Origin of the sequence: Vibrio sp. 2CM40D (genome assembly GCF_023161825.1) — a bacterium.
GTDB lineage: Bacteria > Pseudomonadota > Gammaproteobacteria > Enterobacterales > Vibrionaceae > Vibrio > Vibrio alginolyticus.
Genome location: NZ_JALNTL010000013.1, coordinates 13,765 through 37,226, shown reverse-complemented (window position 1 = coordinate 37,226; position 23,462 = coordinate 13,765). Strand labels below are relative to the sequence as shown.

General features: G+C 44.9%; 22 protein-coding genes. 3 read left to right on the top strand and 19 right to left on the bottom strand.

Going from position 1 to position 23,462, the window contains the following annotated elements; translation table 11 throughout:
- Positions 1–259 precede the first annotated feature (259 nt).
- Positions 260–664: a hypothetical protein gene (locus MTF70_RS21570; RefSeq protein WP_005376863.1), complete on the bottom strand. Its 405-nt coding sequence runs from the start codon at positions 662–664 to the stop codon at positions 260–262.
- A 273-nt stretch (positions 665–937) separates the two neighbouring features.
- Here MTF70_RS21570 and MTF70_RS21565 point away from each other — a divergent pair, with 273 nt between their 5' ends.
- Positions 938–1,603, top strand: coding sequence for a DUF2982 domain-containing protein (locus MTF70_RS21565; RefSeq protein WP_005376857.1), 666 nt, complete (start codon positions 938–940; stop codon positions 1,601–1,603).
- A gap of 18 nt (positions 1,604–1,621) precedes the next feature.
- Here MTF70_RS21565 and MTF70_RS21560 read toward each other — a convergent pair whose 3' ends face one another.
- The 15 genes from MTF70_RS21560 to nrfB all read right to left on the bottom strand — a co-directional run bounded on the left by MTF70_RS21560 (position 1,622) and on the right by nrfB (position 16,115).
- Complete coding sequence (locus tag MTF70_RS21560; RefSeq protein WP_005376855.1) at positions 1,622–2,278, bottom strand: MBL fold metallo-hydrolase; 657 nt, start codon at positions 2,276–2,278, stop codon at positions 1,622–1,624.
- Between the two features lie 129 nt (positions 2,279–2,407).
- Positions 2,408–2,956 carry a DUF882 domain-containing protein gene (locus MTF70_RS21555; RefSeq protein WP_031778936.1) on the bottom strand — a complete coding sequence of 183 codons (549 nt, stop codon included), beginning with the start codon at positions 2,954–2,956 and terminating at the stop codon, positions 2,408–2,410.
- 166 nt (positions 2,957–3,122) lie between these two features.
- Positions 3,123–4,664 carry a L,D-transpeptidase family protein gene (locus MTF70_RS21550; RefSeq protein ID WP_205461183.1) on the bottom strand — a complete coding sequence of 514 codons (1,542 nt, stop codon included), beginning with the start codon at positions 4,662–4,664 and terminating at the stop codon, positions 3,123–3,125.
- Between the two features lie 153 nt (positions 4,665–4,817).
- Positions 4,818–5,900, bottom strand: coding sequence for a DUF1513 domain-containing protein (locus MTF70_RS21545; RefSeq protein ID WP_205461182.1), 1,083 nt, complete (start codon positions 5,898–5,900; stop codon positions 4,818–4,820).
- Positions 5,881–6,918, bottom strand: a complete 1,038-nt coding sequence (locus MTF70_RS21540; RefSeq protein WP_054866138.1) for an imelysin family protein — start codon at positions 6,916–6,918, stop codon at positions 5,881–5,883. Before MTF70_RS21540 ends, MTF70_RS21545 begins: the two co-directional genes overlap by 20 nt.
- 10 nt (positions 6,919–6,928) lie before the next feature.
- The gene (locus tag MTF70_RS21535) at positions 6,929–8,311 is read right to left on the bottom strand and encodes a di-heme oxidoredictase family protein (RefSeq protein ID WP_005376848.1); all 1,383 of its coding nucleotides are present in this window, start codon (positions 8,309–8,311) and stop codon (positions 6,929–6,931) included.
- Positions 8,312–8,403: 92 nt separating this feature from the next.
- The gene (locus MTF70_RS21530) at positions 8,404–9,666 is read right to left on the bottom strand and encodes an imelysin family protein (protein ID WP_053304295.1); all 1,263 of its coding nucleotides are present in this window, start codon (positions 9,664–9,666) and stop codon (positions 8,404–8,406) included.
- 174 nt (positions 9,667–9,840) lie between these two features.
- Positions 9,841–10,497, bottom strand: a complete 657-nt coding sequence (ribA, locus tag MTF70_RS21525; protein WP_005376846.1) for a GTP cyclohydrolase II — start codon at positions 10,495–10,497, stop codon at positions 9,841–9,843.
- Positions 10,498–10,708: 211 nt separating this feature from the next.
- Positions 10,709–10,885 (bottom strand): hypothetical protein, encoded by a 177-nt coding sequence (locus tag MTF70_RS21520; RefSeq protein WP_020480909.1) that lies wholly within the window; start codon positions 10,883–10,885, stop codon positions 10,709–10,711.
- A 146-nt stretch (positions 10,886–11,031) separates the two neighbouring features.
- Complete coding sequence (gene nrfF / locus MTF70_RS21515) at positions 11,032–11,442, bottom strand: heme lyase NrfEFG subunit NrfF (protein ID WP_085569796.1); 411 nt, start codon at positions 11,440–11,442, stop codon at positions 11,032–11,034.
- Positions 11,429–11,962, bottom strand: coding sequence for a DsbE family thiol:disulfide interchange protein (locus MTF70_RS21510; RefSeq protein WP_054577026.1), 534 nt, complete (start codon positions 11,960–11,962; stop codon positions 11,429–11,431). Before MTF70_RS21510 ends, nrfF begins: the two co-directional genes overlap by 14 nt.
- Positions 11,940–13,847 carry a heme lyase NrfEFG subunit NrfE gene (gene nrfE / locus MTF70_RS21505; protein WP_104975450.1) on the bottom strand — a complete coding sequence of 636 codons (1,908 nt, stop codon included), beginning with the start codon at positions 13,845–13,847 and terminating at the stop codon, positions 11,940–11,942. Before nrfE ends, MTF70_RS21510 begins: the two co-directional genes overlap by 23 nt.
- Before the next feature lie 9 nt (positions 13,848–13,856).
- On the bottom strand, positions 13,857–14,828 hold the full coding sequence (gene nrfD, locus MTF70_RS21500; RefSeq protein ID WP_005443386.1) for a cytochrome c nitrite reductase subunit NrfD: 972 nt from the start codon (positions 14,826–14,828) through the stop codon (positions 13,857–13,859).
- Positions 14,825–15,511 (bottom strand): cytochrome c nitrite reductase Fe-S protein, encoded by a 687-nt coding sequence (gene nrfC, locus MTF70_RS21495; protein ID WP_017636123.1) that lies wholly within the window; start codon positions 15,509–15,511, stop codon positions 14,825–14,827. Before nrfC ends, nrfD begins: the two co-directional genes overlap by 4 nt.
- Before the next feature lies 1 nt (position 15,512).
- Positions 15,513–16,115: a cytochrome c nitrite reductase pentaheme subunit gene (gene nrfB, locus MTF70_RS21490; RefSeq protein ID WP_054866141.1), complete on the bottom strand. Its 603-nt coding sequence runs from the start codon at positions 16,113–16,115 to the stop codon at positions 15,513–15,515.
- Between the two features lie 450 nt (positions 16,116–16,565).
- Between nrfB and nrfA the strand changes: the two genes are divergently transcribed.
- Entirely contained in the window at positions 16,566–17,993 is a 1,428-nt protein-coding gene (gene nrfA / locus MTF70_RS21485) for an ammonia-forming nitrite reductase cytochrome c552 subunit (RefSeq protein WP_205461181.1), read from the top strand.
- A gap of 118 nt (positions 17,994–18,111) precedes the next feature.
- On the opposite strand, the gene MTF70_RS21480 is transcribed toward nrfA, so the two are convergent.
- From MTF70_RS21480 to gyrA, 3 genes are all read right to left on the bottom strand, one after another.
- The gene (locus MTF70_RS21480; protein ID WP_005376825.1) at positions 18,112–18,666 is read right to left on the bottom strand and encodes a hypothetical protein; all 555 of its coding nucleotides are present in this window, start codon (positions 18,664–18,666) and stop codon (positions 18,112–18,114) included.
- 42 nt (positions 18,667–18,708) lie between these two features.
- Positions 18,709–19,332: a tetratricopeptide repeat protein gene (locus MTF70_RS21475; protein WP_042522844.1), complete on the bottom strand. Its 624-nt coding sequence runs from the start codon at positions 19,330–19,332 to the stop codon at positions 18,709–18,711.
- Between the two features lie 123 nt (positions 19,333–19,455).
- Positions 19,456–22,176 carry a DNA topoisomerase (ATP-hydrolyzing) subunit A gene (gyrA, locus tag MTF70_RS21470; protein ID WP_042522797.1) on the bottom strand — a complete coding sequence of 907 codons (2,721 nt, stop codon included), beginning with the start codon at positions 22,174–22,176 and terminating at the stop codon, positions 19,456–19,458.
- Positions 22,177–22,651: 475 nt separating this feature from the next.
- On the opposite strand from gyrA, the gene ubiG reads away from it, so the two are divergent.
- Positions 22,652–23,359, top strand: a complete 708-nt coding sequence (gene ubiG, locus MTF70_RS21465; protein ID WP_017636129.1) for a bifunctional 2-polyprenyl-6-hydroxyphenol methylase/3-demethylubiquinol 3-O-methyltransferase UbiG — start codon at positions 22,652–22,654, stop codon at positions 23,357–23,359.
- The last annotated feature ends 103 nt before the right edge of the window (positions 23,360–23,462 follow it).

Genomic DNA, 23,462 nt, shown 5'->3' with positions numbered 1-23,462 from the left:
CGTACAAGTACGTAGGACAATCGTCATGACAAAAGACTGTTAATAGCAAAATCAATAAATTATATTTTTATCTATGAATAAAAATAAAAGACAATACGTACGTATTTTTCTGCCAAAAAATTTACATAGTATTTAAGAAAATGTGACAAACCACTTATTGGTAGTGTTAAAGTCAGTACTTAATGCATTATTTCCAATACCAAGATAAAAAAATACCTCGGCATCGGCCGAGGTATTCAATCCAGAACGGTAGCGGTAATTAAACTGCTTTGTAGATAACTTTGTTACCTGCTAACTGCTCTTTTTGAACTAGGTTTTCTTCAAGAAGCTTCTTTAGTGCGCCAGTAGCCCATGATGCCGCTTTAGTATCTTCTTGACCTGCAGCTAGACCGATGCCTTTAGGGTTAATACCTTCAGCATTCGCCATAACGATGTCTAATACTTGTTGTTGCTTAGGAGTAAGGGCAACATCAACTGTTTTCACTGCAGCTACTTTTTTATCAGCTACTACTTTCTCCGCAACAGCTTTTTCAGCAACAGAAGGTGCTACTGCTTTTTCCGCAACAGGCTTCACTGCTTTAGGTGCTGCAGCTAAGTTTGCTACTGTCGCTTTAATGCGTTTTTGCAGTTTCATCTGCACTTTACGCTTATGAGCAAGTCTCATTGAATATTTCTCCAGTTCACTGCATCTCAGCAGGGATGAAAATTTGAAGCGCGTTTTATACCAAAATTCACAAGCAATTTGTAGGTTTTAGCGGCGAAACGCGATGAAAAATGCGCTCAAAGCATAGAACGTCTACTATTTAATCAGATATTTTATGAACGGATTTATTGAATACTGGGTATAAAAACAGAGGTTTGTTTTATTTTAAATGCAAATCAATGCACATAAAGCTACCCACTTATTTTTGGACAAGTATTCGATGAGGTTATAAGCATGGAAACGCTGCACCTAACAAATTCACATTTCAAACCCGACTCCCCTATCAACAGAATACTTTTGTTGCTCGTTGCACTCATCACTTTGTTTTTGGTTGCCATTTCTCCGGGATGGAAGCAAGCCATGCTGTCGGTCATTTTGATGTCTGCAATCGTTGGTTTCGCCATCTTGATGATTAAGAAAAGCCAAGTCACTTTTACGCTGACAGCTTCTCACTTTCAGCAACACCTTTTTAAAGGAGGTTGGGTCGTCCGATGGCGAAATATTGAGTCAATCGGTATTTGTAGCTACCAACAGGAAGGGTGGCACCAACCGCTACCTTGGATCGGTATTCGTCTAAAACACTACTCACCCTACTTAAATTCAATCTGCCCTCGTATAGCGACAGAAATTCTCCTCAGCCAGCGAGCACTGCTTTACTTAGGCGCGAAACAAAATCAGTGTGAAGATAAGTTTGAGGATATGGTGCTTGACCCTAAACCGTATATAAACAGAGATGGGATTGAGTACAAAGGTTTGTTAGCGATGCTCGCCAACCGGATGAAGTATCAGAGAGGCTTTTATGGCTACGATCTATTTATATCAGCAAGTGATCTAGATCGTGAAGCTGAGGATTTTGTGGGACTGACTCGGCGATACTTAGCTGCCGCCGAGCCAGAATAATGCTTATTACACGCACTTTTAGTAAAGCGGCATCTCGTCAGCAACGAACGGGTTAGTTTTACGCTCGTGACCGAAAGTCGATTGAGGGCCGTGACCAGGGACAAACGTGACATCATTGCCTAAAGGCCACAATTTCTCTTTGATAGAGCTAATCAACGTATTGAAATCGCCTTGTGGGAAGTCAGTTCGACCAATGCTACCGTTAAACAAAACGTCACCCACAAACGCTAAACGCGCTTCTTCACTGTAAAGCACAACGTGACCAGGTGTATGACCAGGTGTGTGGAATACGTTCAGCACTTGATTACCGAAAGTGACAGTGTCACCCTCATTTAGCCATTGGTGCGGTTCAAACGCTTCTGTCAGCGGGAAACCAAACATTTGGCTCTGACCTTCCAAACCTTGCAACCAGAAGTTATCTGCCTTGTGAGGACCAACAATCTCTGTACCGCCAAGCAGTGCAGACAGCGGTTCCGTGCCACCTACGTGGTCCAAGTGACCGTGTGTTAGCACTAGGTTTACCACGTCAACACCCAGCTCTTTGATAAGCATAGCGAGCTGCTTTTCATCGCCGCCTGGGTCAACCACAATGCCTTTCATGGTTTCGTCACACCAGACAATAGAACAGTTTTGAGAGAAAGATGTTACTGGAACAACTTGGTATTTCAGAGCCATAGATAACCTATACCGAATAAATTTGCGTGAAAACTGCCGCAACTATGACACTAAGGCCTATCGACTTCAAGCTTTGAACTGTGGGTAATCGACGACGTTCTGAGACTAGAAACCTTGTCTCAACTGGCACTACCAGGAACGAACAGCACCCGTATCGATATGAACAAAGTTACTGCCTGGATAATAACCCACGCCACCGGCTTTTAGGCTTAAGGCAGCATCACGAACTGTTGAAAGCTTCACACCGTCTAAACGGAAATCAATGGCCTTTCCTTCCATGTGCATGCTCTTTTTCGCTACACGAGAAGACCCGTTGCGCAGCGAGGCATTAGTGGCAGGAGAACGGTAACCTGAAATGACGATCACCTCTGCTTCTGTACCAATTAACTTTTGAATTTGACTTATTTGATCGAACAAGCGTCTATCCATGGGATGAACCTCATTTCGTCGATGGTCTCGACAAAACTCATTCAGCCTTTGCAGTTCATCATTAATGTATCGTTTTCCATCGAAATAGCATGTTTCGAGGATCTCTCCAGTATTAAGGTTGTTCATCGCCAGCGCACGTGGCTCGTCAGGGAGTGAAGCCCAAGAAAATGATGGCAGGGCAGACGCCAACACCACACCACCAGCGGTCATTTTAAGGAAATCTCGGCGGGAAAAGTTACGACTTACCATTTCAAAATACAGTGCTCAACAACTAGACAAGTCGTGGACATTAACCAAACACATTTGTCACGTCAAATGCATAAAATGCTCCATCTTGATTTTCAGATGCAGTAATTATTGATTAATTATTGAACGAAAAGAGAATTCTTCGTTTTGTAAATTTTCCTTAAAGATTTCAACTGCGGTGATCGTACTTATAGATATCATCACGGTAGTAAAGCGTTCCCTCTTCCAACCATGCTGTTTGATAAATGATGTGTACTTGAATGCGCTCTCCCAAAGGAACTGACGTGTTAGACCGACGAGAACTTTCTCGCTTTTTCGCTAAACGTTCTTCCAGCCCCTGAGTTTTGAACAGAAGTTCTGCTAACTGGTCTGCATGTTCTACACGAACACATCCTGAGCTGAATGCGCGTCTGTCCTGTTCAAACAAGTTCTTACTTGGCGTGTCATGCAAATAAATAGCTTGTGGGTTAGGCATATTGAACTTGTACAATCCCAGTGCATTTTGTAAGCCCGACGCCTGTCGCATACGATAAGGAAATGTTCTCGGATTCACCGTTGCCCAATTGATGGTTGTAGGGTCAATAATTTCGTTCGAAGTCCAAGACCGAATGATTTGAATGTTCTGGTTAATCAAATACATCGGATTACGTTTTACTTTAGGAATAATGTCTTTAACCATGATAGTCCAAGGCACGTTCCAAGTTGGGTTGAGAATAACTGAATCCAATGCCACCGACATGATGGGTGTTTTTCTTGATGCTCTCCCTACCACAACTTTAGACTCAAACAAGGGTTGACCGTCATGCCAATACGTGACTTCGTATCCAGGCACGTTAACAAAGACAACATTATCCCTTTCTTTCGACCAAATTCTTGAACGCTCAGAATTCAACGCCAGCAGATGCAATCGCTCTTGAGGAGAAAAGTTGATCCATCGAATGGTATTCGGGCCGATAACGCCATCTTCTTTCAAACCATGAATACGCTGGAACTCTTTTATCGCAAGCTCTAATTGTTCGTCATATTCTTCAGTGACTAAATCCAAGTAAGAAACATCTACGCCTACGATCTCCATTCGCTCAATCAATAGGGGTCTGTTTTCTAATATATCGCCAACACGTGCTAGCCCAGTTTGTTGATAGGCAGGATATTGGTACTGAGAATGTTCCGATAGCGAAGAATAGGCGGAGTAGAAAGCATCATCTGTTTGTAATGGAGACCGGAGACTTGCCAAAAACTGACCAAGTTTGCCAACCGTAATCTCATTACTCAGAACCGATAAAGTATCGATGCTAGGAGCGGGTAACGTAACATGGGCTTTGTCTGTAAATAGCCAATTAATCCCTTCTTCGGGGAGTTGCTCAAGATAACTAAGGTACATCAAGAGTGAATCTGTCATCACTAAATCGAAGTCGAGATTATCTCCCTGCCACCTTACTTGGTTTATCCGGTGAAGTTGATTTTCGAATTCATCGGTGACATCCGCAAGTGCAACCAGGTTTACTTGAAAAAGAAACTGCTCAATATCACTTTCATTTTCCCAGTTCAAACGGTAATTGGTGCTTTGATACAGTTGATCAATCACCTCTGGATAATGGATCATTTTTTCTACAGACAGCTTTTGTACCGCTCCCTCTTGCTCGACTTGCGCTGAAGCTTCGAGAGAAACGACGGTGGAAAAGCTGCAAAACGGCACCAGAAGTGCCGTCATGATTAAAACCCTAGCAAACACTGAAATGATCCTTGCGCTACTTGCCATAATAAAAAGTATGGCAAATATCTCACAGCTTGCAGGTTTAAAATTAAGAATCTGATGCCGAAAACGACAACAAAACTCTCTATAAGTAATTACTCAATGATCTTTCTAGATAATTCTCGACCAATGGTTGTCCCATTGCACTCCGCTTGCGAAGGTACTTTTTGACTCCTCTGGTCTTTGCTCTACCACTTTTCCCGCCCCAGAGCTGACTCGGAACTCATCGCCATAGACCACAACACCAGAGGCGTCTGGTAACGCACTTAGCTCTACCAATTTGCCCGTAGATTTAGACCATATACCATAACAACTGCCCGGAGGCGAAGTGGCTAAGATCCATTCATCGGTTGCTGCAATACTCGCAACGTAGTGATTGAAACGCGCCCACTCTTCAGGCTCAGCTTGAAGATCTTGCATTTCACCACCACGCGTGTGCATGGCGATCAAGGCTGGATACTCGTCCGGCTCACCACGATATTGCTGACCACAAAGCACGGTTTCCGCACCATCATGGGCTAAGTGGCGAATACTCAACTTATGATCCGGTAAAGACACTTGATCCAGTAGCTCACCCTTCTGTGAAAGGTAACTCAGGCTGGGTTTCATGCTATCAAGATTGAGAGGTTCACGACCGTTAGTGTGTACGCCACCGACGCCAATCGCCAATACACCATCAGGCATCATGATCACTTCATGAGGACCAAGACCAAAACTCGTTAACTCATCGACCTTTTGATATTGCTTCTGTACATCATAAACACCAATGATCCCACGGCTTGTCCCCCTCTCACCTTCTGTGGCAAATAGGAATGTGCCGTCATGGGAGTAAACGCCATGCCCATAGAAATGACGATTTGACTTTGCTAGTTGCAGTTTGATCATCTGCCCTGAGCGAAAATCAAATACCATGAAGAAAGTACCAGGTCGTCGACCAAAGACTACGGCGTGGCCTTGTTGGTTCGTTGCTACACCATGACCACGTTCAGGAATCGGCAATGAAGATAGCGGCATACCATGCTCATCCGCCACCACCGCTGCGAATTTGTCTCGGCCAATGATAGAGCAGCCGATCAACGCAGGCTCACGTGAGCTTGTTGAAGAACAACCAAATGGCATCATAGGTGTAGCCGCCCCGAATAGAGCGGCTTTCAGCAAGATTCGGCGGGTTTGATCAGTCACCATCGGTTGCATTAAATCCTATAACTACGCCAAGCTCGATCGCCACTTCTTCGTGAATCAGGTACTTCAATTGCTCTAGCTTATTGTATTGAGCGAGCACCATGCGATAGCCTTCTTTTGTTTGTAGTGCAGCAAACAAGCTCTTATCTTCTGGCCAAGTTTCTAACGCCATTTCAAACTGATGAACGACACGGTCTGCGAGATCTGCATGGCCTTGCTCTCTAAGTAGCGCATCTAGACCATTCCCGTTAGCAAAGTACAACGCTTCCATCCCTTGAAGGTTGGCTTTTAAGTTTGAAAGCGAGGTCTCTGAACGCCACGATTCTGAGAAATACGGGCGAGGCTTACCAATCTTCGCTAGCGGTCGGCTCAACTTCTTCATGCTGTATTCAAGCTGATTCGAGAGCAGTGAAATGTACTCAGACTCCCATTCCGTCATCTCTAGCGATTTCCAAGGGTTCTCTGCCCAAGAATCCGCGATGATCTGCGCTTTGTTATCGAGGTTTTCTGCAATCGCTACGCCTGTCACACAAGTATTGCCGTTGCTAGATAAGGTCGACGCTTTATCGTAAAGCAGCCATTCCAATGCACCTAAACCTTGCACGGTGACACTTTGGGTGGAGATATCTTCTGCACTCCAAGCTTGATCAGATTTCGTCAGTACAGACATTTTACGACCAGTGGTATTCTTTTTATCTGGCCAAAACTGAACATTCCAGCTTTGCTCCAACGCCGTAGCAGGGCCACGTTCTTGACCTTGTAATGCCATCCACGCAAGCATCGTTTGATGCCATTGCTGTTTTACTTGTGCATCATCTTTCGACTCTGATGCGCAGTAATCCGCGAAGCGCTGTTCAAGTTCTGTGGTTTGCGCTAAAAACGTCTGAGCTGATTGAAACTCAACCTCGTACACGCTTTGAGAAATATGACTTGTACTCTCAGGCTTGGCTGAGCTCGAACCGATGGTCGATTGGCAACCAACCAAACTTAACGTTGCGGCAATCGCACTCACTAACAGTGTTTTTTTCATGGTTGCTTCCTTATAGAGAGTTCAGAAACGCAATGAGAGCATCACGTTCTTTTTTGTTCAGAGCTAAAACATTTTGTTTCGCCGTTTCAGCTTCGCCGCCGTGCCACAACACCGCTTCCATCAGGTTACGAGCGCGGCCATCATGTAGAAAGTAAGTGTGTCCGTTTACTTCTTCGGTATAACCAATGCCCCATAGCGGTGCCGTTCGCCATTCACGGCCGTTTGCTAAGTATTCCGGACGGTTATCGGCTAAGCCTTTACCCATGTCATGCAAAAGCATGTCTGTGTATGGGTGGATAAGCTGCTCAGAAAGCGCTGGTAACTCTGGTCGTTTCGCCGTTTTAACACTGGTCTTGTGGCAGCTTTCACAGCCAGACGCAGCAAAGATTTGCTGACCAAGTTTCACGTTAGGATCATTGACGTTACGGCGAATAGGTACGGCTAAGTGTTGGCTGTAAAACTCTACGAAGTCGAGAATATTTTCACTCACCTCTGGTTTGCCGCCATTTGGCATGTCGTCACAAATGCTTTGTTTCGAGGTACAGTTTTCATTTGGGAATAAATGGCTCGTAAGACCCACATCACCATTAAATGCTGCTGCATTTTGCTGCATTAGCGTCGGTTGTCCTGCTTTCCAGCCAAAACGACCAATCGAGAAGTCGTCCTTCTCAATATCCCACACCTTATTGACTTTGCCTGAGATACCGTCTTTGTCGGCATCTTGTTCATCAGCCCAAGCAAGTAGCGTTTCGTCGGGAATACTCTCTAACAAACCAAGGCCGATCATTGGCGGTGCCACGCGTGCTGAGAACTCGGTATCAGGGTGCATATCGCCGTAACCCAGATCGGTAATGTTCAAATGAGGTTTTCTTAGCGTCACCGTCGTACCGTCTTTAAATTTCACTGGGACATCGGTGTAAGTGATTTCGATTTTGCCTTCTGGCGTTTGATCTTGCAGAGCGAAATCTTGAAGCTGGCCACCATAAGTCGGCTCAGGTATGCCGCCATCTTTGATGTAAGCTTTCTTTTGTTCTGGCGTCATCGCAGGAATGCTTAAGCGCACTAACATAGACACGGCATGTAAATCATCTTTCTCTGGCGGATGACCACGACCGTCTTTGATGTGACAATTCTGACAACCATTGGTGTTAAAAAGCGGGCCTAGGCCATCACGAGCGTCCGTTGACGCTGGCGCTTGTACCCAAGGGTTACGGAAAAAGCTGTTACCTACGCTAAAGTCGAGGCGTTTGCTCATTGGCAAGTTAGCAGCAGGAAGAGAATAGGCATTCGCGCCGTCTTTTTTAACACTGGTTTTGCCACCAGACTTAACATCATAAGCCATGGCAGAAGAAGAAAGGATCGCGGCTAGCGCAGAAATTAGGTATGGCTTCATATCATTGCTCTACATAGACAACAAGGGTGATAACAACGAGCTCAAACGTCAAAAGGGCTCACAAAGAGCCCTTATTTATTATGGTTTTCTTATTAAAACTCGTGGTCAGCAGTATCAGGGCTTAGGCTGTCGATGCCGACAATGCTTGCCGCACGCTCAATCGCACCGGTTTGTGCTACCAACGACATGATGGTGTCGTTTACTAGCGCGTTGCCTTGTGCGTTACCCGCTGCAATAAGTTGGTCAAAGTGCTGGTTGTTCTTCTCTGCAGAAGTCACTAGCTCACCAACTTGGCTACGTGTTGTATCAAACTGCTTTTGAATTTCGGTCGCGGCTTTCTTGTCTTTTTGAGCAACAAGGTCAGCGATACTTGGACCAGATAGCTCTTTGCCGTTTACACCTTTGTATGTACCTGTGTAAACGTTGTAGATGCCTTGCTCATTGTAGTAGTGAGAGTTGTGCGTGTTGTCTGAGAAACAATCGTGTTCGTCTTCAGTCGAGTTTGCCTCTAGTGCCACCTTCATGCGCTCACCCGCTAGCTCACCTAGAGAAAGAGAACCCATGCCGAATAGCATCTTACGAAGACCATTGTCAGCAGATTCGTTCAATAGCTCTTCACGGTAGTTGCCTTTCACTTCTGCAGACCACTGCTTTTCCATCCACTCTAGGTCTTGAACCAGTAGATCAGCGGCCGCTTTTAGGTACTCACCACGACGATCACAATGACCATTCGTACACTCAGAGCCAACGACGAAATCAGTGTAAGCACGTTGACCTGCACCCGCGTTAGTGCCGTTTAGGTCTTGACCCCAAAGCAAGAATTCAATCGCGTGGTAACCTGATGCAACGTTTGCCTCAGAACCGCCTACTTCGTTTAGATCCGCTAGCAATTCTGGAGTGATTTTTGAAACGTCCAGTTTAGAAGCACCAATCTGCAGACTTGTGTTCGCGATGATGTTGGCAGCAGCGCCCTCGTTACCCAATTCGTATTGGTAATCAGCCGCTACGTAGTCAATCAAACCTTCATCAAGTGGCCATGCGTTCAGCTGACCTTCCCAATCATCAACAATCGCGTTACCAAAACGGAAAACTTCAGACTGTTGGTAAGGCACGCGAGAATCTAGCCAAGCTTGTTTTACTTCTTCAAGCTTTTTCGCTGATGGTGATTGTAGAAATTCGTCGATTTTCACATCAAGCGCTTTCGCTGTTGTTACTGAATCAGCAAATACAGCATGGGCAACGTCCGCGTAATGTTCGACTACTTGTTGTTTAGTTACTGTGGCAGCAACGGTAGAACCACTGGCAATGAGGAGTGATGCAGCAATAGATTGGACTAAAACTTTTTTTGCATTCATCTGAAGCATCCTTGTTGAGCTTTTCAATTATCGTATTGGTAGTGCTAATTATTCTTATTTGCACTTTAGTCTCGAGATAATACAAATTTACAATTTATTTGCAACTCCAGATACAAAAAAACCTCATAAAAATGAGGTTTTTCACAGACTTTATTGTCAGTTTTATCTTTAGGATTAAACCTTTAGGTCATGTTTTCCGTGAGAGACTTTTGCCTTCAGATAATTTTCGTTGCCATCTTTGATATGTGCAGAGGTATTGACAACCTCGCCAATTTCAATTCCGTACTCAGATAACTCACGGATTTTCTTAGGGTTGTTCGTCACGAGGCGGATCTTATTCACGCCTAAAGCTTCTAGCATTTGTGCTGCTTCTGTGAAATCACGCAGGTCATCATCAAAGCCCAAATGGTTGTTAGCTTCGTACGTGTTCATGCCCTGGCTTTGTAAGCGGTATGCATCGATCTTATTGTACAAGCCAATACCACGACCTTCCTGACGGAGATACAAGATGATACCACCGGACTCGCCCATGCGATTGATCGTCTCTTCTAGTTGCTCACCACAGTCACAGCGTGAAGAGTGGAACACATCGCCTGTCAAACACTCAGAGTGCATACGAACTAAAGGCATGTCCTGAGTTTGGTCCGCTTGTTTAAAGATAATAGCAACATGCTCTTTGTCTGTCTTCAGACCATGGAAAGACAGAATTTCGGCATCAATGTTACTTTTTGCCCCGACTTTAAAATCTACTCTGGCACGTACTTCCGCCATATCTATACTCACTCGATTTATTGCTTGATGCGCTTGATGCGTTTTCGTTATTGCATTCATGGGATTTACTCGTTGCTCTTCAACTATGGGGACTGATACCGCATTTTGCAATATAGAGATCACAATTGAGGGCAGTTATCCACTCAAGACAGCAAAAGAGAAACACTCTCCAACTGAACAATTGTTATATTATAACAATTTAAAAAAACTACAATAAAAAACCCCAGACAAATTTTGTCTGGGGTTTCAAGAAGGTCGTTTGGTCTATCTTTTAATGGGTCTGACTGCGCTTCCAAACGGCGAGTTCAATCCAAACTGCTTCGAGTTCTTGGATTTCCTCGTCGGTCAACACGGCGAGCGTTGAAGTAACTTGAGGCAGGTTCGGTGATTGCAATGCACGAATCTGCGAATAGAAGTCTTTTTTAAGTTGTAATATAACTGAATCCACTGCGTGCACCTATTTCGTTCTTTTATTACTTATCCAGCTCAAAATTTTTATTTTCTTTATACTGGAAACTTCATAAATTCGGAAAAATGATAACATTCTGCTTGTTAAGTGCACAATTTATTTTTAATAGTGGAATAACGGTCACATTAATTACGCTTCACCATTCGGATCGAATATAAGACAAAAAAGATCAAAAATAGCACAGGAAAGATCCACAACAGCGCCGTGGAATAATTTAATGGTGGTTGGTACAGAACAATATTCCCATAACGAGCAACTAGATAGTCCTTTATTTCTTGATCTGAGCTGCCTTCATTGGCCATCGTATACACTTTCAACCTCAGGTCTTTAGCCGCTTGTGCATTAGACTCGACAAGGTTTTGGTTTTGACACTGCGGGCAGCGTAATGTCTTGGCTAGCGAGGTTGCACGCTGTTGCACTTCAACAGAATGAAAATCAAACAGATCAACATTCTGTTCTAAATCCGCACTTCTCGTGAAAGGAGAAAATAGTATAAATAGGATTAAAGTGAGGAGAAGATTATTAAATCGAAACATTCAAGTATCCTGAAAATATATCGTTCCATTTATCTGCCGTTAGCTCTCCACGATATTTGATCAATATACGACCATTTTGATCAATCAAGTAAGTTTCCGGCGTTCCTATAACACCTAGCTCCACAGCGAGCTTTCCATTAGGGTCACTAATTACTTCAATATATGGGTTTCGTTTAGAGCTCAAATATTCACGGGCAGCTTGTTTTTGATCTCTATAATTCAGCCCAATAATAGGCACACCGAGTTCTGCTAACTGCAATAACTCTTCATGCTCTCGCTTGCATACCCCGCACCAAGATGCCCAAACATTCAATAATTTATATCCGTCGCTTTTGAACAATTGCTCAGAAACTATGTCATCAGAGATCAGAGAAGTAGAGCGAAAATTAGGTGTCTCTAAATTTCGTTGTGGGGACAATTCGACATGTGGTCGCTCAGACAAGGCCACCGCAGTAACTACAGCAAACACGGCAACAGCCACAACGAGACCTGCGAGTTTAAGCGTATTTCTCGATCGCATTGATAGCCTCTCTCCTTTTCTTTAGGCCTGTTAATAGCGCACCAAACACAGCTAATAGCCCGCCAGACCATATCCACCAAATGCCTGCGCGGTACTGAACTTTAATCGCATAAGCATGAGTGTCGACTTTGTCACCCAATGTCACGTAATAATCGCCATGCCATAGTGAACGAATCGCAGGCTCGGTCATATTCATCACTCGCACAGGGTAATGACGCTTTTGCGGGTTGAAATTGAGCATGCGGCCATCTTCCAAGTGCAAGGTGATCTGTCCTTGTTCAGCGGTGTAGTTTGGCCCCACCAGCCATTCGATACCATGATAATCGATAGTGATCCCCGCCCTTTGTTGAGAACTGCCGGGTTCGACACGTAAATTGTGTTCATATGAGTAGTGACTGTTGAATACAGCTCCACTCACCGCCAGCGCAAAACCGATATGTGCCATCACGATTGGCATGAGTTTGCGCTTATTGGAACAACGAAACAGCATAACGAGATGCGCCGCAATCACCCAAGTAGCCAACGTTATGGTTAGCAATACTTCGAAATGCAGTGCGTGCACTAAGAAGATAAACCCGATCCCAGAGACAAGAGATAACGCAATACTGATCGCAATATCAGCGCTTACACTCGGCACTGTGCCTTTTGTCCATTTCAGCAGCGGCGTGAAAGCTAAGGAAATCAGAGCCAGTATGCTTAATGGGAAGATCAGACTATTAAAATAAGGTGCGCCAACTGAAATGTTCCCTAAACCGAGCAGTTGATAAACCATCGGATAAAAAGTGCCAAGAAAAACGATAGCAGTCGCAATAACCAGCAGCCCTTTGGCGATGTAAGCAGTGTAAGCTCGGCTCGCTAGAGATTGAAGTTTGAAGCGAGGGAGTTGTTCTCCTCGCAAAATCAATACGCCAAAAGTGATGATGATAAGCAAGCTCAATACACCAAGCAGCACTAAACCCTTAGTTGGGTCCACCGCAAAAGCATGCACTGAAGTCAGCACGCCAGAGCGCACCACGAATGTCCCTAAAATGCTTAGGCTGAACGTAGCAAACGCCAGTGCATAGGTGCTCCAAATTGCGCCTCTGTTACGTGTTGCGACAACACCGCTGTGCAACAAAGCAGTACCAGTAAGCCAAGGGAGTAGAGAAGCGTTCTCCACAGGGTCCCAAAACCACCAGCCGCCCCACCCTAGCTCATTGTACGCCCACCATGATCCCACCAAGATACCCAACGTGAGCGTTCCCCATGCAAAAAACGCTGCGCTTCGAGCAACCACATACCAATCGCTCATCGGTTGTTTACCCAATAGCGCTGCTAATGCAAAAGCTAATATTGCTGCGTAACCGACATAACCGAGATAAAGCAATGGTGGATGAATGATAAGCCCAACATCTTGCAACATTGGGTTTAGATCTCGTCCTTCCGACGCCAATACTTGGGCATACTCGAACGGGTTAGAGGTCATTAACGTGAACCAAGCAAATGTCGCAATAAGAACGTTCATGATTCCTAAACAGTCACAAGTATATTGGGCGTTGAGCGGTGACTTAAATGCAATAAACGACGCCCATAAACTCAAGGTGACGACCCAAAACAACATGGAGCCTTGGTGCCCACCCCAAGCGGCAGCAATTTTGAACGCCACGGGAAGTTGACTGTTGGAATGCGTAACAACATATTCCAACGCGAAGTTGTCTTGCACGAAGCAGACGATCAGAAGTGCTAAACAAATGATGGAAGCTAAGCTAATGATGTGGGACATCGCGACTTGATGCGGCAATGTCGCCTTCTTACCCATAGCACGACGTAGCCAATGCAGCAACGATGCACAAGTCGATGTTACAGCCACCAATATCAGTAAGAAGAACCCTAGCTCAGCCTCCATTTTTCCCCCTTACACTATGGTCATTTGACCGGCATAGAGAATGAAAGTACGTAGCATAAGTACGCCAACCAAGCTCAACGTCGTGACCACAAAAACGTAACTGCCTTTGTGGCGCACTTCTGAAGGCGTTAACCAATTGAGAGTCAAAGGCGTAATCATGCCGATGAACACTACGCCAACCCAGAACCATTGAGCCCAGAATCCACTCGAAATAGCATTCCAAGCCGCGACTTCGTTCTGACCACCGCTGAAGATCAGTCCAGTAAAGAATGTCACTAAGACAAACAACTCAAACAACACTACAGGGCGTTCAAATCCGTGCACCCAAGACACACTTGGGCTGCTAGTCGACTCTTTAAACACCAAGATGCCGAACATCAAGCATGCCGCTGCACCCGAGGACAAACTAGAGAACAGGAACAAGATTGGCAGTACTGGATTGTTTAGCATTGGGTAAGTCTTCAATGCAGACAATAGAAAGCCAGTGTACGCTGCAAGCACGATGGCTAAGAAGCCCAAGAACAATTCAATGGCGTTGTTGGCTTTCCCCGCCTTAATCAAAATGCCATCGGCAAAATCCAGCAGTTTGCTTGGTAACTTCCCTTCACAGAAGCTGATGATTTGATGGCGGAAGATAACGCCAATCCAAACAAACAGCACCAGCATGTACACTTGGAACAAGATCACGCCCATCGACATCACAGACGTTGGGTTGTAGTAGATCATGATCTTCCAAAACTCTAAAGGCTTGGTTAAATGGAAAATCAAAATTACCAACCCAGCAATGATGCCAAATGGCGCAAGCCAAGCCATCGCTTTCATGATGCCGTTGTTTGCGGGATCACCTTCAATCACTTTGCGTTTTAAATAGATAGAAATCATCACCGCACCTGCTGACATCCCAGCAAGGAATAAGTAAATCGCGATGATCCAATCCCAGACTAACGAGTCAAAGTGGAATGCACTTTCGAAGCCGTTCATGATGACACCTCCCCTTTGCTATGCGGAATTTTGTACAGTTTAGGTTGCGTACCTAAATGCGATTTATCGCGATAGACAACATGGCTTTCGATAGCTTTGCTCACCTCGCTAGTTGGGTCATTCAAATCACCAAAGATGAGTGCTTTTGTTGGGCAAGATTCCACGCAAGCTGGCTGCTTACCTTGCGCTAGGTTGGTATCACGGCAGAAGTTACATTTATCCGCAGAGTGATCGACTGGATTAAAGAAGCGCACTTGGTAAGGGCAAGCGGCAAGGCAATAACCACATCCGACACATTTCTCTTTGTGCACATCCACGATGCCGGTCGCTTCATCTTTGTATGCAGCGCCTGTTGGACAAACGTACACACATGGTGGGTTATCACAGTGCTGACAGGATTCGCGAGTAAACTGGTATTCCACATCTGGAAATTCGCCAATCGGTTCACTGCGATGAATTTTAAGTCGCGTTACGCCTTCAGGGACTTTATTTACTTCGCGACAAGCATCGGTACAAGCGGTACAGCCAATACAGGCATTTTCATCATGAACCATACCCATGCGTTTCGCTTGTTCACTGTTGCTGGCATAGAGAGAGGAGCTAACAACGGAAGTGCCTGCAACGCCTGTAGTTAAAATCAACGCGCCGCTGCCGGCTAAAAAGTTTCTTCTCGAACATTTCATGCTATCTCTCCTCTTCTTTGGCAAGTTCAGGTTCGACGGCAAATTCAGAGTGACAATCCACACACTGCTTGATCAGTTGTTTTCTGTCGTACGACAACGCTTTGGTTTTCGCTGCGTGTACATCGTGGCAATTTGAACAAGTGAGGTTTTTGGCGTGCACATCGTGCGTCCAGTGGCTTTCTCTCAGCTGTGTCGGTGCGTGGCAATCCACACATTGGCTGTTCGCTTTGAGGATCAAGCTTGGGTCTAAGAACACTTTGTCGTGCACCGCTTTCGATTGAGCCGCTGAAAACTTGATTACATCAGGCGCGCCTTCTCGATGGTCAGGACCGATATTACTATGGCAGTTGGTGCAATTAAGCTGTTTACCCTGACTGAGTAACGCTTGAGGATCATGCGAAAGGTTCAGAGTCTCTTTGGCATCCTTGTGACATTGCAGACATTTATAGTCTCTGTCACGGATTAACTCGACTTGATGACGCTCAGATTGAGCTCCATCAATTGGCTCTGAAGAAGTCGCATGGGCGGCGATGGAGAAACCATAGATGGCAAAGACGAAGAGAAGTTTCAGCATTGTCTCTATGGTCAATTTTATATTGCCCATATTGTTCTTTCCTTAGCTCGATAATAATTGATAACTATTCTCAATTATTTATTTGAGCGACAATTAATTTCCTCTGAAGATATTTTTTAGATCTTCAAATGACATCAATTCTTATTTCGGAAAGCCACAACGCTAAACCTATATTTATAATACCTCTATTATTCATAAGGGGTAGAAACGCCTGCTCAAAAAGCGAACTAAATCACCCTATTTTTAAAAAGGTTAAAAACCCAAAGCATTGCAGAACAATGACTTAGCAACTACCACTTTAGAGGTATATAAATTCAAACATGACTGAGATCACTGGTGTAAATTGATCTAAAACAAGACAAGATTCACTCACTATTTCATCTATCCAATTAAGCAATATTATTAATCGTAGATCTCCAGTTCTTATTTGGAATAGCTCCTCACAACGCTGCTAATAAAAACGAATATGGAGATAACACTGTGAGCATAAAACACTGGATGAGCGCACCTATTGCGGTTGCGACCTTATTCGCCAGCCAATTATTTTTGGTTGACGCTCCGTTAGCGGCAGAAGAGAAGGATTTTATCGATCCTCGTAACGATGTCTTTGAACAGAACCACCCTGATCAATACCATTCTTGGAAAGCAACATCCGAAAGTGAGCACATTGAAGATGCTCTAAGTGAAGACCCAAACATGGTTATCCTGTGGGCAGGTTATGGCTTCGCGAAAGACTACAACAAAGCGCGCGGTCACTTTTACGCACTTGATGATGTTCGCCAAACCTTACGTACTGGCGCACCAACCGACGAGAAGTCCGGGCCTATGCCGATGGCGTGCTGGAGCTGTAAAAGCCCAGACGTTGCTCGCGTGATTGATGAACGGGGTGAAGACGGTTATTTCGAAGGTAAATGGGCACGCTTAGGCTCAGAAATCGTCAACCCTATCGGTTGTTCCGATTGCCACAACACGGGCTCTGAAGCCTTCAAGAAAGGCGAACACGCGCTGGCACTGACTCGCCCATACGTCGAGCGTGCTTTTGATACTATTGGTAAAAACTTTGATGAACAATCTCGCCTAGATAAGCAAGCATCGGTCTGCGCTCAATGTCACGTTGAATACTACTTCACCGGCCCAACTAAAGCAGTTAAATTCCCATGGGATATGGGCACCACCGTTAATGACATGGAGAAATACTACGACGCGTTGAATTTCAAAGATTGGACGCATGCCGTATCTAAAGCGCCGATGCTAAAAGCGCAACATCCAGGTTTCGAAACTTGGAGAGCGGGTATTCATGGTAAAAACAAAGTGGTGTGTGTGGACTGCCACATGCCTAAAGTGACCAAAGAAGACGGTACGGTGTACACAGACCACAAAGTGGGTAACCCATTTGATCGTTTTGAAGACACCTGTGCGCAATGCCATACCCAAACTAAAGAGCAGCTACAAGGCATCGTCTCGACTCGCAAAGCGCAAGTACTGAACATGAAGCTAACCGCCGAGAAGCAAATCGTAGCGGCACACTTTGAAGCAGGCGCAGCGTGGAAAGCAGGTGCAACAGAAGCAGAGATGGAACCTATCCTACAAGATATTCGCCATGCACAATGGCGTTGGGACTACGCGATTGCTTCTCACGGTGTTCACATGCATGCTCCTGAGGTAGCACTTGAAGTACTAGGTACTGCAGTTGACCGCGCTGCTGACGCCCGTACCAAATTGGTTCGTTTACTGGCAACCAAAGGCATTACTGACCCTGTTCAAATTCCAGATATCTCGACCAAAGCGAAAGCGCAACAAGCACTAGGCATGGATATGGATAAGATGAACGCAGACAAGAAACACTTCCTAGAAACAGTAGCGCCAGAGTGGGATAAAGCAGCAGCTGAACGCGAAGCCACGTATTAGTCTAACTGGCAACGGTTAACTTATAGATACAACAAGGGGCGTACTGAACGCCCCTTTTCTTTCTTTATTATCTTTATCTCTTCATCCTGATTCTATCGAGAGACAAAAATCGAATGTACTAGCGACGAGGAAGCCTAGGTCTAGGTTGAATATTTGGACGTGCTTTAGGTATCTGCACATTTGGACGAGCAACTGGACGCTGGATCTTCGTTTCCGGTAATGCTTTTCTTTGTTGAACCTTTTCTTTCACCGCCTTGCCTTGTAAAGTCGCTGGTTCAATATGCTCCGGACGATTCTCCCATTGGGTTCGAATCTCTTGCTTTTGCTCGTCAGGCAATGATTGCCAATGATCATCAAGCTGGCGTTTCATGTTATCGATATTGGCGGACATATCGTCGTCTTTCCAATCTTCGACTTTGTCTTTGATGGATTGCTGTTGGTCTTCATCTAAACCATTCCACCACTCTTCCAGTTTCTCTTTGTATTCATCGTCGTTATCGCAACAGCCCGGATAGTAATAAATCCAGTAGTCGTCATGATCGTACCACCACGGGTCGTAGTAACCCGATGAATAATAAACCGTAGAGGAAGAGCCAGAATGATCGGAAGAGCTACAACCCGCCAGCACAGAGCCGCACAGCAAAACCAATATGCTTAGTGCTTTATTTTTCATTCGTTGCCCACCTTTCCCTCTATTGCTTGTTAAATTGTACGCTTACAACAGCTCTTTTGCTTTGTTAATAGAGTTAATGATTTTCACCCTATCTAAATTTGGATCATTAGAATCTAATAATAGTACCCAGGCATCAATCGCTTCCTGAAATCGGAATGACAGAAAATGATCATTTGCGATCAAAGACAAAGCGGCTTCATTGTGCGGTTCTATCTGCAAAGCTTGCTCCAAAAGCAAGCTAACTTCTTGCGTCATTGATTGCTGGTGAATGTAGTACAAGGTCGTCGCTTTTGCGGCAAGTTGCGTGGCACTGACTGGCTCAGTCAGCTGGATCGCGTAATCAAAACAAATCAGCGCGCCATCAAATTCCCCCTCTAGCAGGTAGCCCTGCCCGAGTTGGAACCACAATTCAGCGTTGTTCGGATCTTCACGCAACTGGTCTTGAATCTCTTTCATGATGTCACGAGCAGTCATCATTCGTGACATTTCCGCTTGTATTGGTTTAGGCGGAGTTTGATGCAGCAATAAGAAACTGGCACTCGTCACGACAAGTACTAACAGGCAAAAGCCAAACCATTGAGCAGGTTTAACTTTTGATGCACTCAGTGATAAGAGTACGATAAACAATCCCATCAGAGTGATGGCAGCGAAAAACCAAACAGACATAACACGTCCCATAAACAAAGATAACGTCAGTGTACGCATTTCTTACTTTAAATGCGTTGATACAGATACAAAAAAGCCGAGCAACTAAGGCTCGGCTTTTCATATCAGGATAACGATGTAAGATTACTCTTCGTTACCTTCCTCTGCATCATCAGCAGCTGGAGCTTCTGAAGCGTCTTGCTGCGTATTTTCGCCTGTTGACTCTAACGCTTCTGCATCTTCATCAGTAGGCAGCTCTTCATCATCAACTTCTTCAATACGTTGCAAACCAACAACTGATTCATCTTCCGCAGTACGGATAAGCGTTACACCTTGTGTGTTACGACCAACCTGGCTAACTTCACCCACACGAGTACGTACTAACGTGCCAGCGTCGGTGATCATCATCATTTCATCACCTTCAACAACCTGGATAGCACCAACTACCGGGCCATTTCGCTCAGAAACTTTGATAGAAACTACACCTTGAGTGCCACGACCTTTTGTCGGGTACTCGCTAAGTGCTGTACGTTTACCATAACCGTTTTCTGTAACCGTTAGGATATCGCCTTCGTGCGAAGGAACAATAAGTGATACAACTTGGTCATTTTCAGCCAGTTTCATACCACGAACACCAGAGGCGGTACGACCCATAGGACGAACACCTTTAAACTTGATCTCTGGCTGACCATTCTCATCAAGAACTGGTTTACCATTTTCATCAAGTACTGGAATCTCTTCTGCTTCTTTAAAGCGAACCACTTTACCAGCTTTAGAGAACAGCATGATTTCGTTTTCGCCGTTAGTGATATCCACACCGATTAACGAATCGTCTTCACGTAGGTTCACAGCGATTAGGCCGTTTGAACGTACGTTTGCAAACTGGTTCAACGGCGTTTTCTTAACCGTACCGTCACCTGTTGCCATGAAGATGAATTTGTCTTCAGAGAATTCATCAACACGCAGAATCGCGGTAATGCGCTCACCTTCTTCGAGTGGAAGGATGTTCACAATTGGCTTACCACGCGCAGTACGGCTCGCTAGAGGCAATTGGTAAACTTTCAGGCGGTATGTCTTACCACGAGTAGAGAAACACAAGATGTTATCGTGGGTATTCGCCACTAGAAGACGCTCGATATGGTCTTCATCTTTCATCTTAGTCGCACTCTTACCTTTACCACCACGGCGCTGTGACTCGTAGTCGCTCAGTACTTGGTACTTAACGTAACCACCGTGAGATAGAGTAACTACAACGTCTTCACGTGCGATCAGCTCTTCCATGTCAATATCATGGCTCGCAGCTGTGATTTCTGTACGACGAGCGTCACCAAAGCCGTCACGAACCGCTTCAAGTTCTTCACGGATAACTTCCATCAAACGCTCAGTGCTCGCAAGGATATGCATGAGTTCAGCGATTTCTTCTAGAAGTGTTTTGTATTCGCCTAGAATCTTCTCGTGTTCTAGACCTGTTAGTTTATGTAAACGTAGATCTAGGATAGCTTGTGCTTGTTGCTCAGTCAGGAAGTACTGACCATCACGAATACCATATTCAGGCTCTAGCCATTCAGGGCGCGCAGCATCTGTACCAGCACGCTCTAGCATTGCTGAAACGTTGCCTAAATCCCAACCACGAGCGATAAGACCCGCTTTTGCTTCAGCCGGTGTAGGTGCCTTACGGATAAGCTCAATGATTTCATCAATGTTAGCAAGCGCTAGAGCTAAACCTTCAAGGATATGAGCACGTTCACGCGCTTTACGCAGTTCGAAGATAGTACGACGTGTCACAACTTCACGACGGTGATCAACAAAGCACTTCAACATATCTTTTAGGTTGAATAGCTGTGGCTGGCCATTGTTTAGGGCCACCATGTTGATACCGAAAGTGGTTTGCAGCTGAGTCTGAGCGTAAAGGTTGTTTAGAACTACTTCGCCCACAGCATCGCGCTTACACTCAATAACAATGCGCATACCGTCTTTATCTGACTCGTCGCGCAGTGCACTGATGCCTTCTACTTTCTTATCTTTAACTAGCTCAGCGATCTTTTCGATCAAGCGAGCTTTGTTCACCTGGTAAGGAATTTCAGTGACGATAATGGTCTCTTTACCATTCTTCTCCACTTCGATGTCCGCTTTCGAACGCATGTAGATTTTGCCACGACCTGTTTTGTACGCGTCTACAATGCCTTTACGACCGCTGATAAGCGCCGCCGTTGGGAAATCAGGACCAGGAATGTAATCCATTAGTTCATCAATAGTGATTTCTTCATTATTGATGTATGCAAGACAGCCATCAATCACTTCGCCAAGGTTATGAGGCGGGATGTTGGTTGCCATACCTACTGCGATACCAGAAGCACCGTTAACCAATAGGTTTGGAATTTTAGTTGGAAGAACCGCTGGGATCTGCTCAGTACCGTCGTAGTTTGGTACGTAGTCTACGGTTTCTTTGTCTAGGTCAGCCAATAGTTCATGGGCAATTTTTGCCATTCGAACTTCGGTGTAACGCATTGCCGCAGCAGAGTCGCCATCGATCGAGCCAAAGTTACCTTGACCATCGACCAGCATGTAACGAAGCGAGAACGGCTGAGCCATACGTACGATTGTGTCGTACACAGCACTATCACCATGTGGGTGATATTTACCGATTACGTCGCCGACAACACGGGCTGATTTTTTATATGGTTTGTTCCAATCGTTGCCTAGTACGTTCATCGCGAATAAAACGCGGCGGTGTACTGGTTTTAGGCCATCACGCACATCTGGAAGAGCACGACCCACGATGACTGACATCGCATAGTCTAGGTATGAACCTCTAAGCTCATCTTCAATGTTTACGGGCGTGATCTCTTTAGCTAAATCGCTCATAGAGCCATTATCCCTCTATTATCTGATCGTAATTACGATACGTGTAAGGTGCAAAAATATAACACACAATTCATCACTTCGGCATCACTTTCCCTCTCCTTTTATCAGGTTGTGAGCTTGGTTATGAATCAAATGTCGAGAATTTGCACACTCATCCCATATCTTTCTGATTAGTGGTTATATTTCGGTCAATATTGAGCAAAATCGGACCCTTTACGCGGAAAAGCGAGGTAAATTCCTTTAACCACACAACGCGAAAATGCAGGTTTTAGAGTTATTATCACTGGCACCAGTTCAAGGATGAACCAAAAACAATAGTTAGCGCTTTACAAATTACAGGCACCTGTCTCGATTGCCGCGCCAGTGAACTCTGTCATTGTCCCTTAACTAAGCACATCGAGGTTGTTTGGGTGTAAAACGTTGGAGTATACTGGCGCCCTCTAAAGGACTCAGATTGAATGCAATAAAACCAATTATGACTAAAGCACAAAACGTCGACCCAAGTGAAATTAAGAAATTCGAGGACATGGCTTCTCGATGGTGGGATTTAGAAGGCGAGTTTAAGCCGCTTCATCAAATTAACCCACTTCGTTTGAACTATGTACTTGAAAAAGCAAATGGCTTGTTTGGCAAGCGAACACTTGATGTCGGCTGTGGTGGTGGCATTCTTGCTGAAAGCATGGCAAAAGAAGGCGCTATTGTGACGGGGCTTGATATGGGTAAAGAACCATTAGAAGTCGCGCGACTACATGCATTAGAAACAGGCACTCAACTGACCTACATTCAGAGCACAATAGAAGACCACGCTATAGAAAACGCAGGAACTTACGATGTCGTGACTTGTATGGAGATGCTTGAACACGTTCCAGATCCTCTCTCCGTTATCCGCTCTTGTGCTGCGCTAGTCAAACCCGGTGGTCACGTGTTTTTCTCAACTTTGAACCGAAACATTAAGTCGTACTTATTTGCTATTGTCGGTGCTGAGAAGCTTCTTAAGATTGTTCCTGAAGGCACTCATGAGCACGATAAGTTTATCAAGCCAGCCGAAATGATGAAGATGATAGACCAAACTGACCTGACGGAAATGGGCATTACTGGGCTTCATTACAACCCTCTAAATGACAGCTATAAACTCGGTCGTAATGTAGATGTAAACTACATCGTTCATACTAAAAAATACTGAACGCTATTAAGTTAAAAAATGAGTTTTGTGATTGACATTTTTTAAAGAAAATGAATCGGAAGCGGTAGCACAAAGTTGCCGCTTTTTTTGTCTTTTTATGGCT

Excerpts from the sequence above, each read along its gene's own strand:
- ribA (WP_005376846.1), bottom strand. The coding sequence starts at position 10,497 with ATGAATGCAATAACGAAAACGCATCAAGCGCATCAAGCAATAAATCGA.
- MTF70_RS21530 (WP_053304295.1), bottom strand. The coding sequence starts at position 9,666 with ATGAATGCAAAAAAAGTTTTAGTCCAATCTATTGCTGCATCACTCCTC.
- MTF70_RS21510 (WP_054577026.1), bottom strand. The coding sequence starts at position 11,962 with ATGCGATCGAGAAATACGCTTAAACTCGCAGGTCTCGTTGTGGCTGTT.
- MTF70_RS21570 (WP_005376863.1), bottom strand. The coding sequence starts at position 664 with ATGAGACTTGCTCATAAGCGTAAAGTGCAGATGAAACTGCAAAAACGC.
- nrfC (WP_017636123.1), bottom strand. The coding sequence starts at position 15,511 with ATGAAATGTTCGAGAAGAAACTTTTTAGCCGGCAGCGGCGCGTTGATT.
- gyrA (WP_042522797.1), bottom strand. The coding sequence starts at position 22,176 with ATGAGCGATTTAGCTAAAGAGATCACGCCCGTAAACATTGAAGATGAG.
- MTF70_RS21480 (WP_005376825.1), bottom strand. The coding sequence starts at position 18,666 with ATGAAAAATAAAGCACTAAGCATATTGGTTTTGCTGTGCGGCTCTGTG.
- nrfB (WP_054866141.1), bottom strand. The coding sequence starts at position 16,115 with ATGGGCAATATAAAATTGACCATAGAGACAATGCTGAAACTTCTCTTC.
- nrfF (WP_085569796.1), bottom strand. The coding sequence starts at position 11,442 with ATGTTTCGATTTAATAATCTTCTCCTCACTTTAATCCTATTTATACTA.
- MTF70_RS21535 (WP_005376848.1), bottom strand. The coding sequence starts at position 8,311 with ATGAAGCCATACCTAATTTCTGCGCTAGCCGCGATCCTTTCTTCTTCT.
- MTF70_RS21565 (WP_005376857.1), top strand. The coding sequence starts at position 938 with ATGGAAACGCTGCACCTAACAAATTCACATTTCAAACCCGACTCCCCT.
- MTF70_RS21550 (WP_205461183.1), bottom strand. The coding sequence starts at position 4,664 with ATGACGGCACTTCTGGTGCCGTTTTGCAGCTTTTCCACCGTCGTTTCT.
- ubiG (WP_017636129.1), top strand. The coding sequence starts at position 22,652 with ATGACTAAAGCACAAAACGTCGACCCAAGTGAAATTAAGAAATTCGAG.
- MTF70_RS21475 (WP_042522844.1), bottom strand. The coding sequence starts at position 19,332 with ATGTCTGTTTGGTTTTTCGCTGCCATCACTCTGATGGGATTGTTTATC.
- MTF70_RS21540 (WP_054866138.1), bottom strand. The coding sequence starts at position 6,918 with ATGAAAAAAACACTGTTAGTGAGTGCGATTGCCGCAACGTTAAGTTTG.
- nrfE (WP_104975450.1), bottom strand. The coding sequence starts at position 13,847 with ATGGAGGCTGAGCTAGGGTTCTTCTTACTGATATTGGTGGCTGTAACA.
- MTF70_RS21545 (WP_205461182.1), bottom strand. The coding sequence starts at position 5,900 with ATGCAACCGATGGTGACTGATCAAACCCGCCGAATCTTGCTGAAAGCC.
- MTF70_RS21560 (WP_005376855.1), bottom strand. The coding sequence starts at position 2,278 with ATGGCTCTGAAATACCAAGTTGTTCCAGTAACATCTTTCTCTCAAAAC.
- MTF70_RS21555 (WP_031778936.1), bottom strand. The coding sequence starts at position 2,956 with ATGGTAAGTCGTAACTTTTCCCGCCGAGATTTCCTTAAAATGACCGCT.
- nrfD (WP_005443386.1), bottom strand. The coding sequence starts at position 14,828 with ATGAACGGCTTCGAAAGTGCATTCCACTTTGACTCGTTAGTCTGGGAT.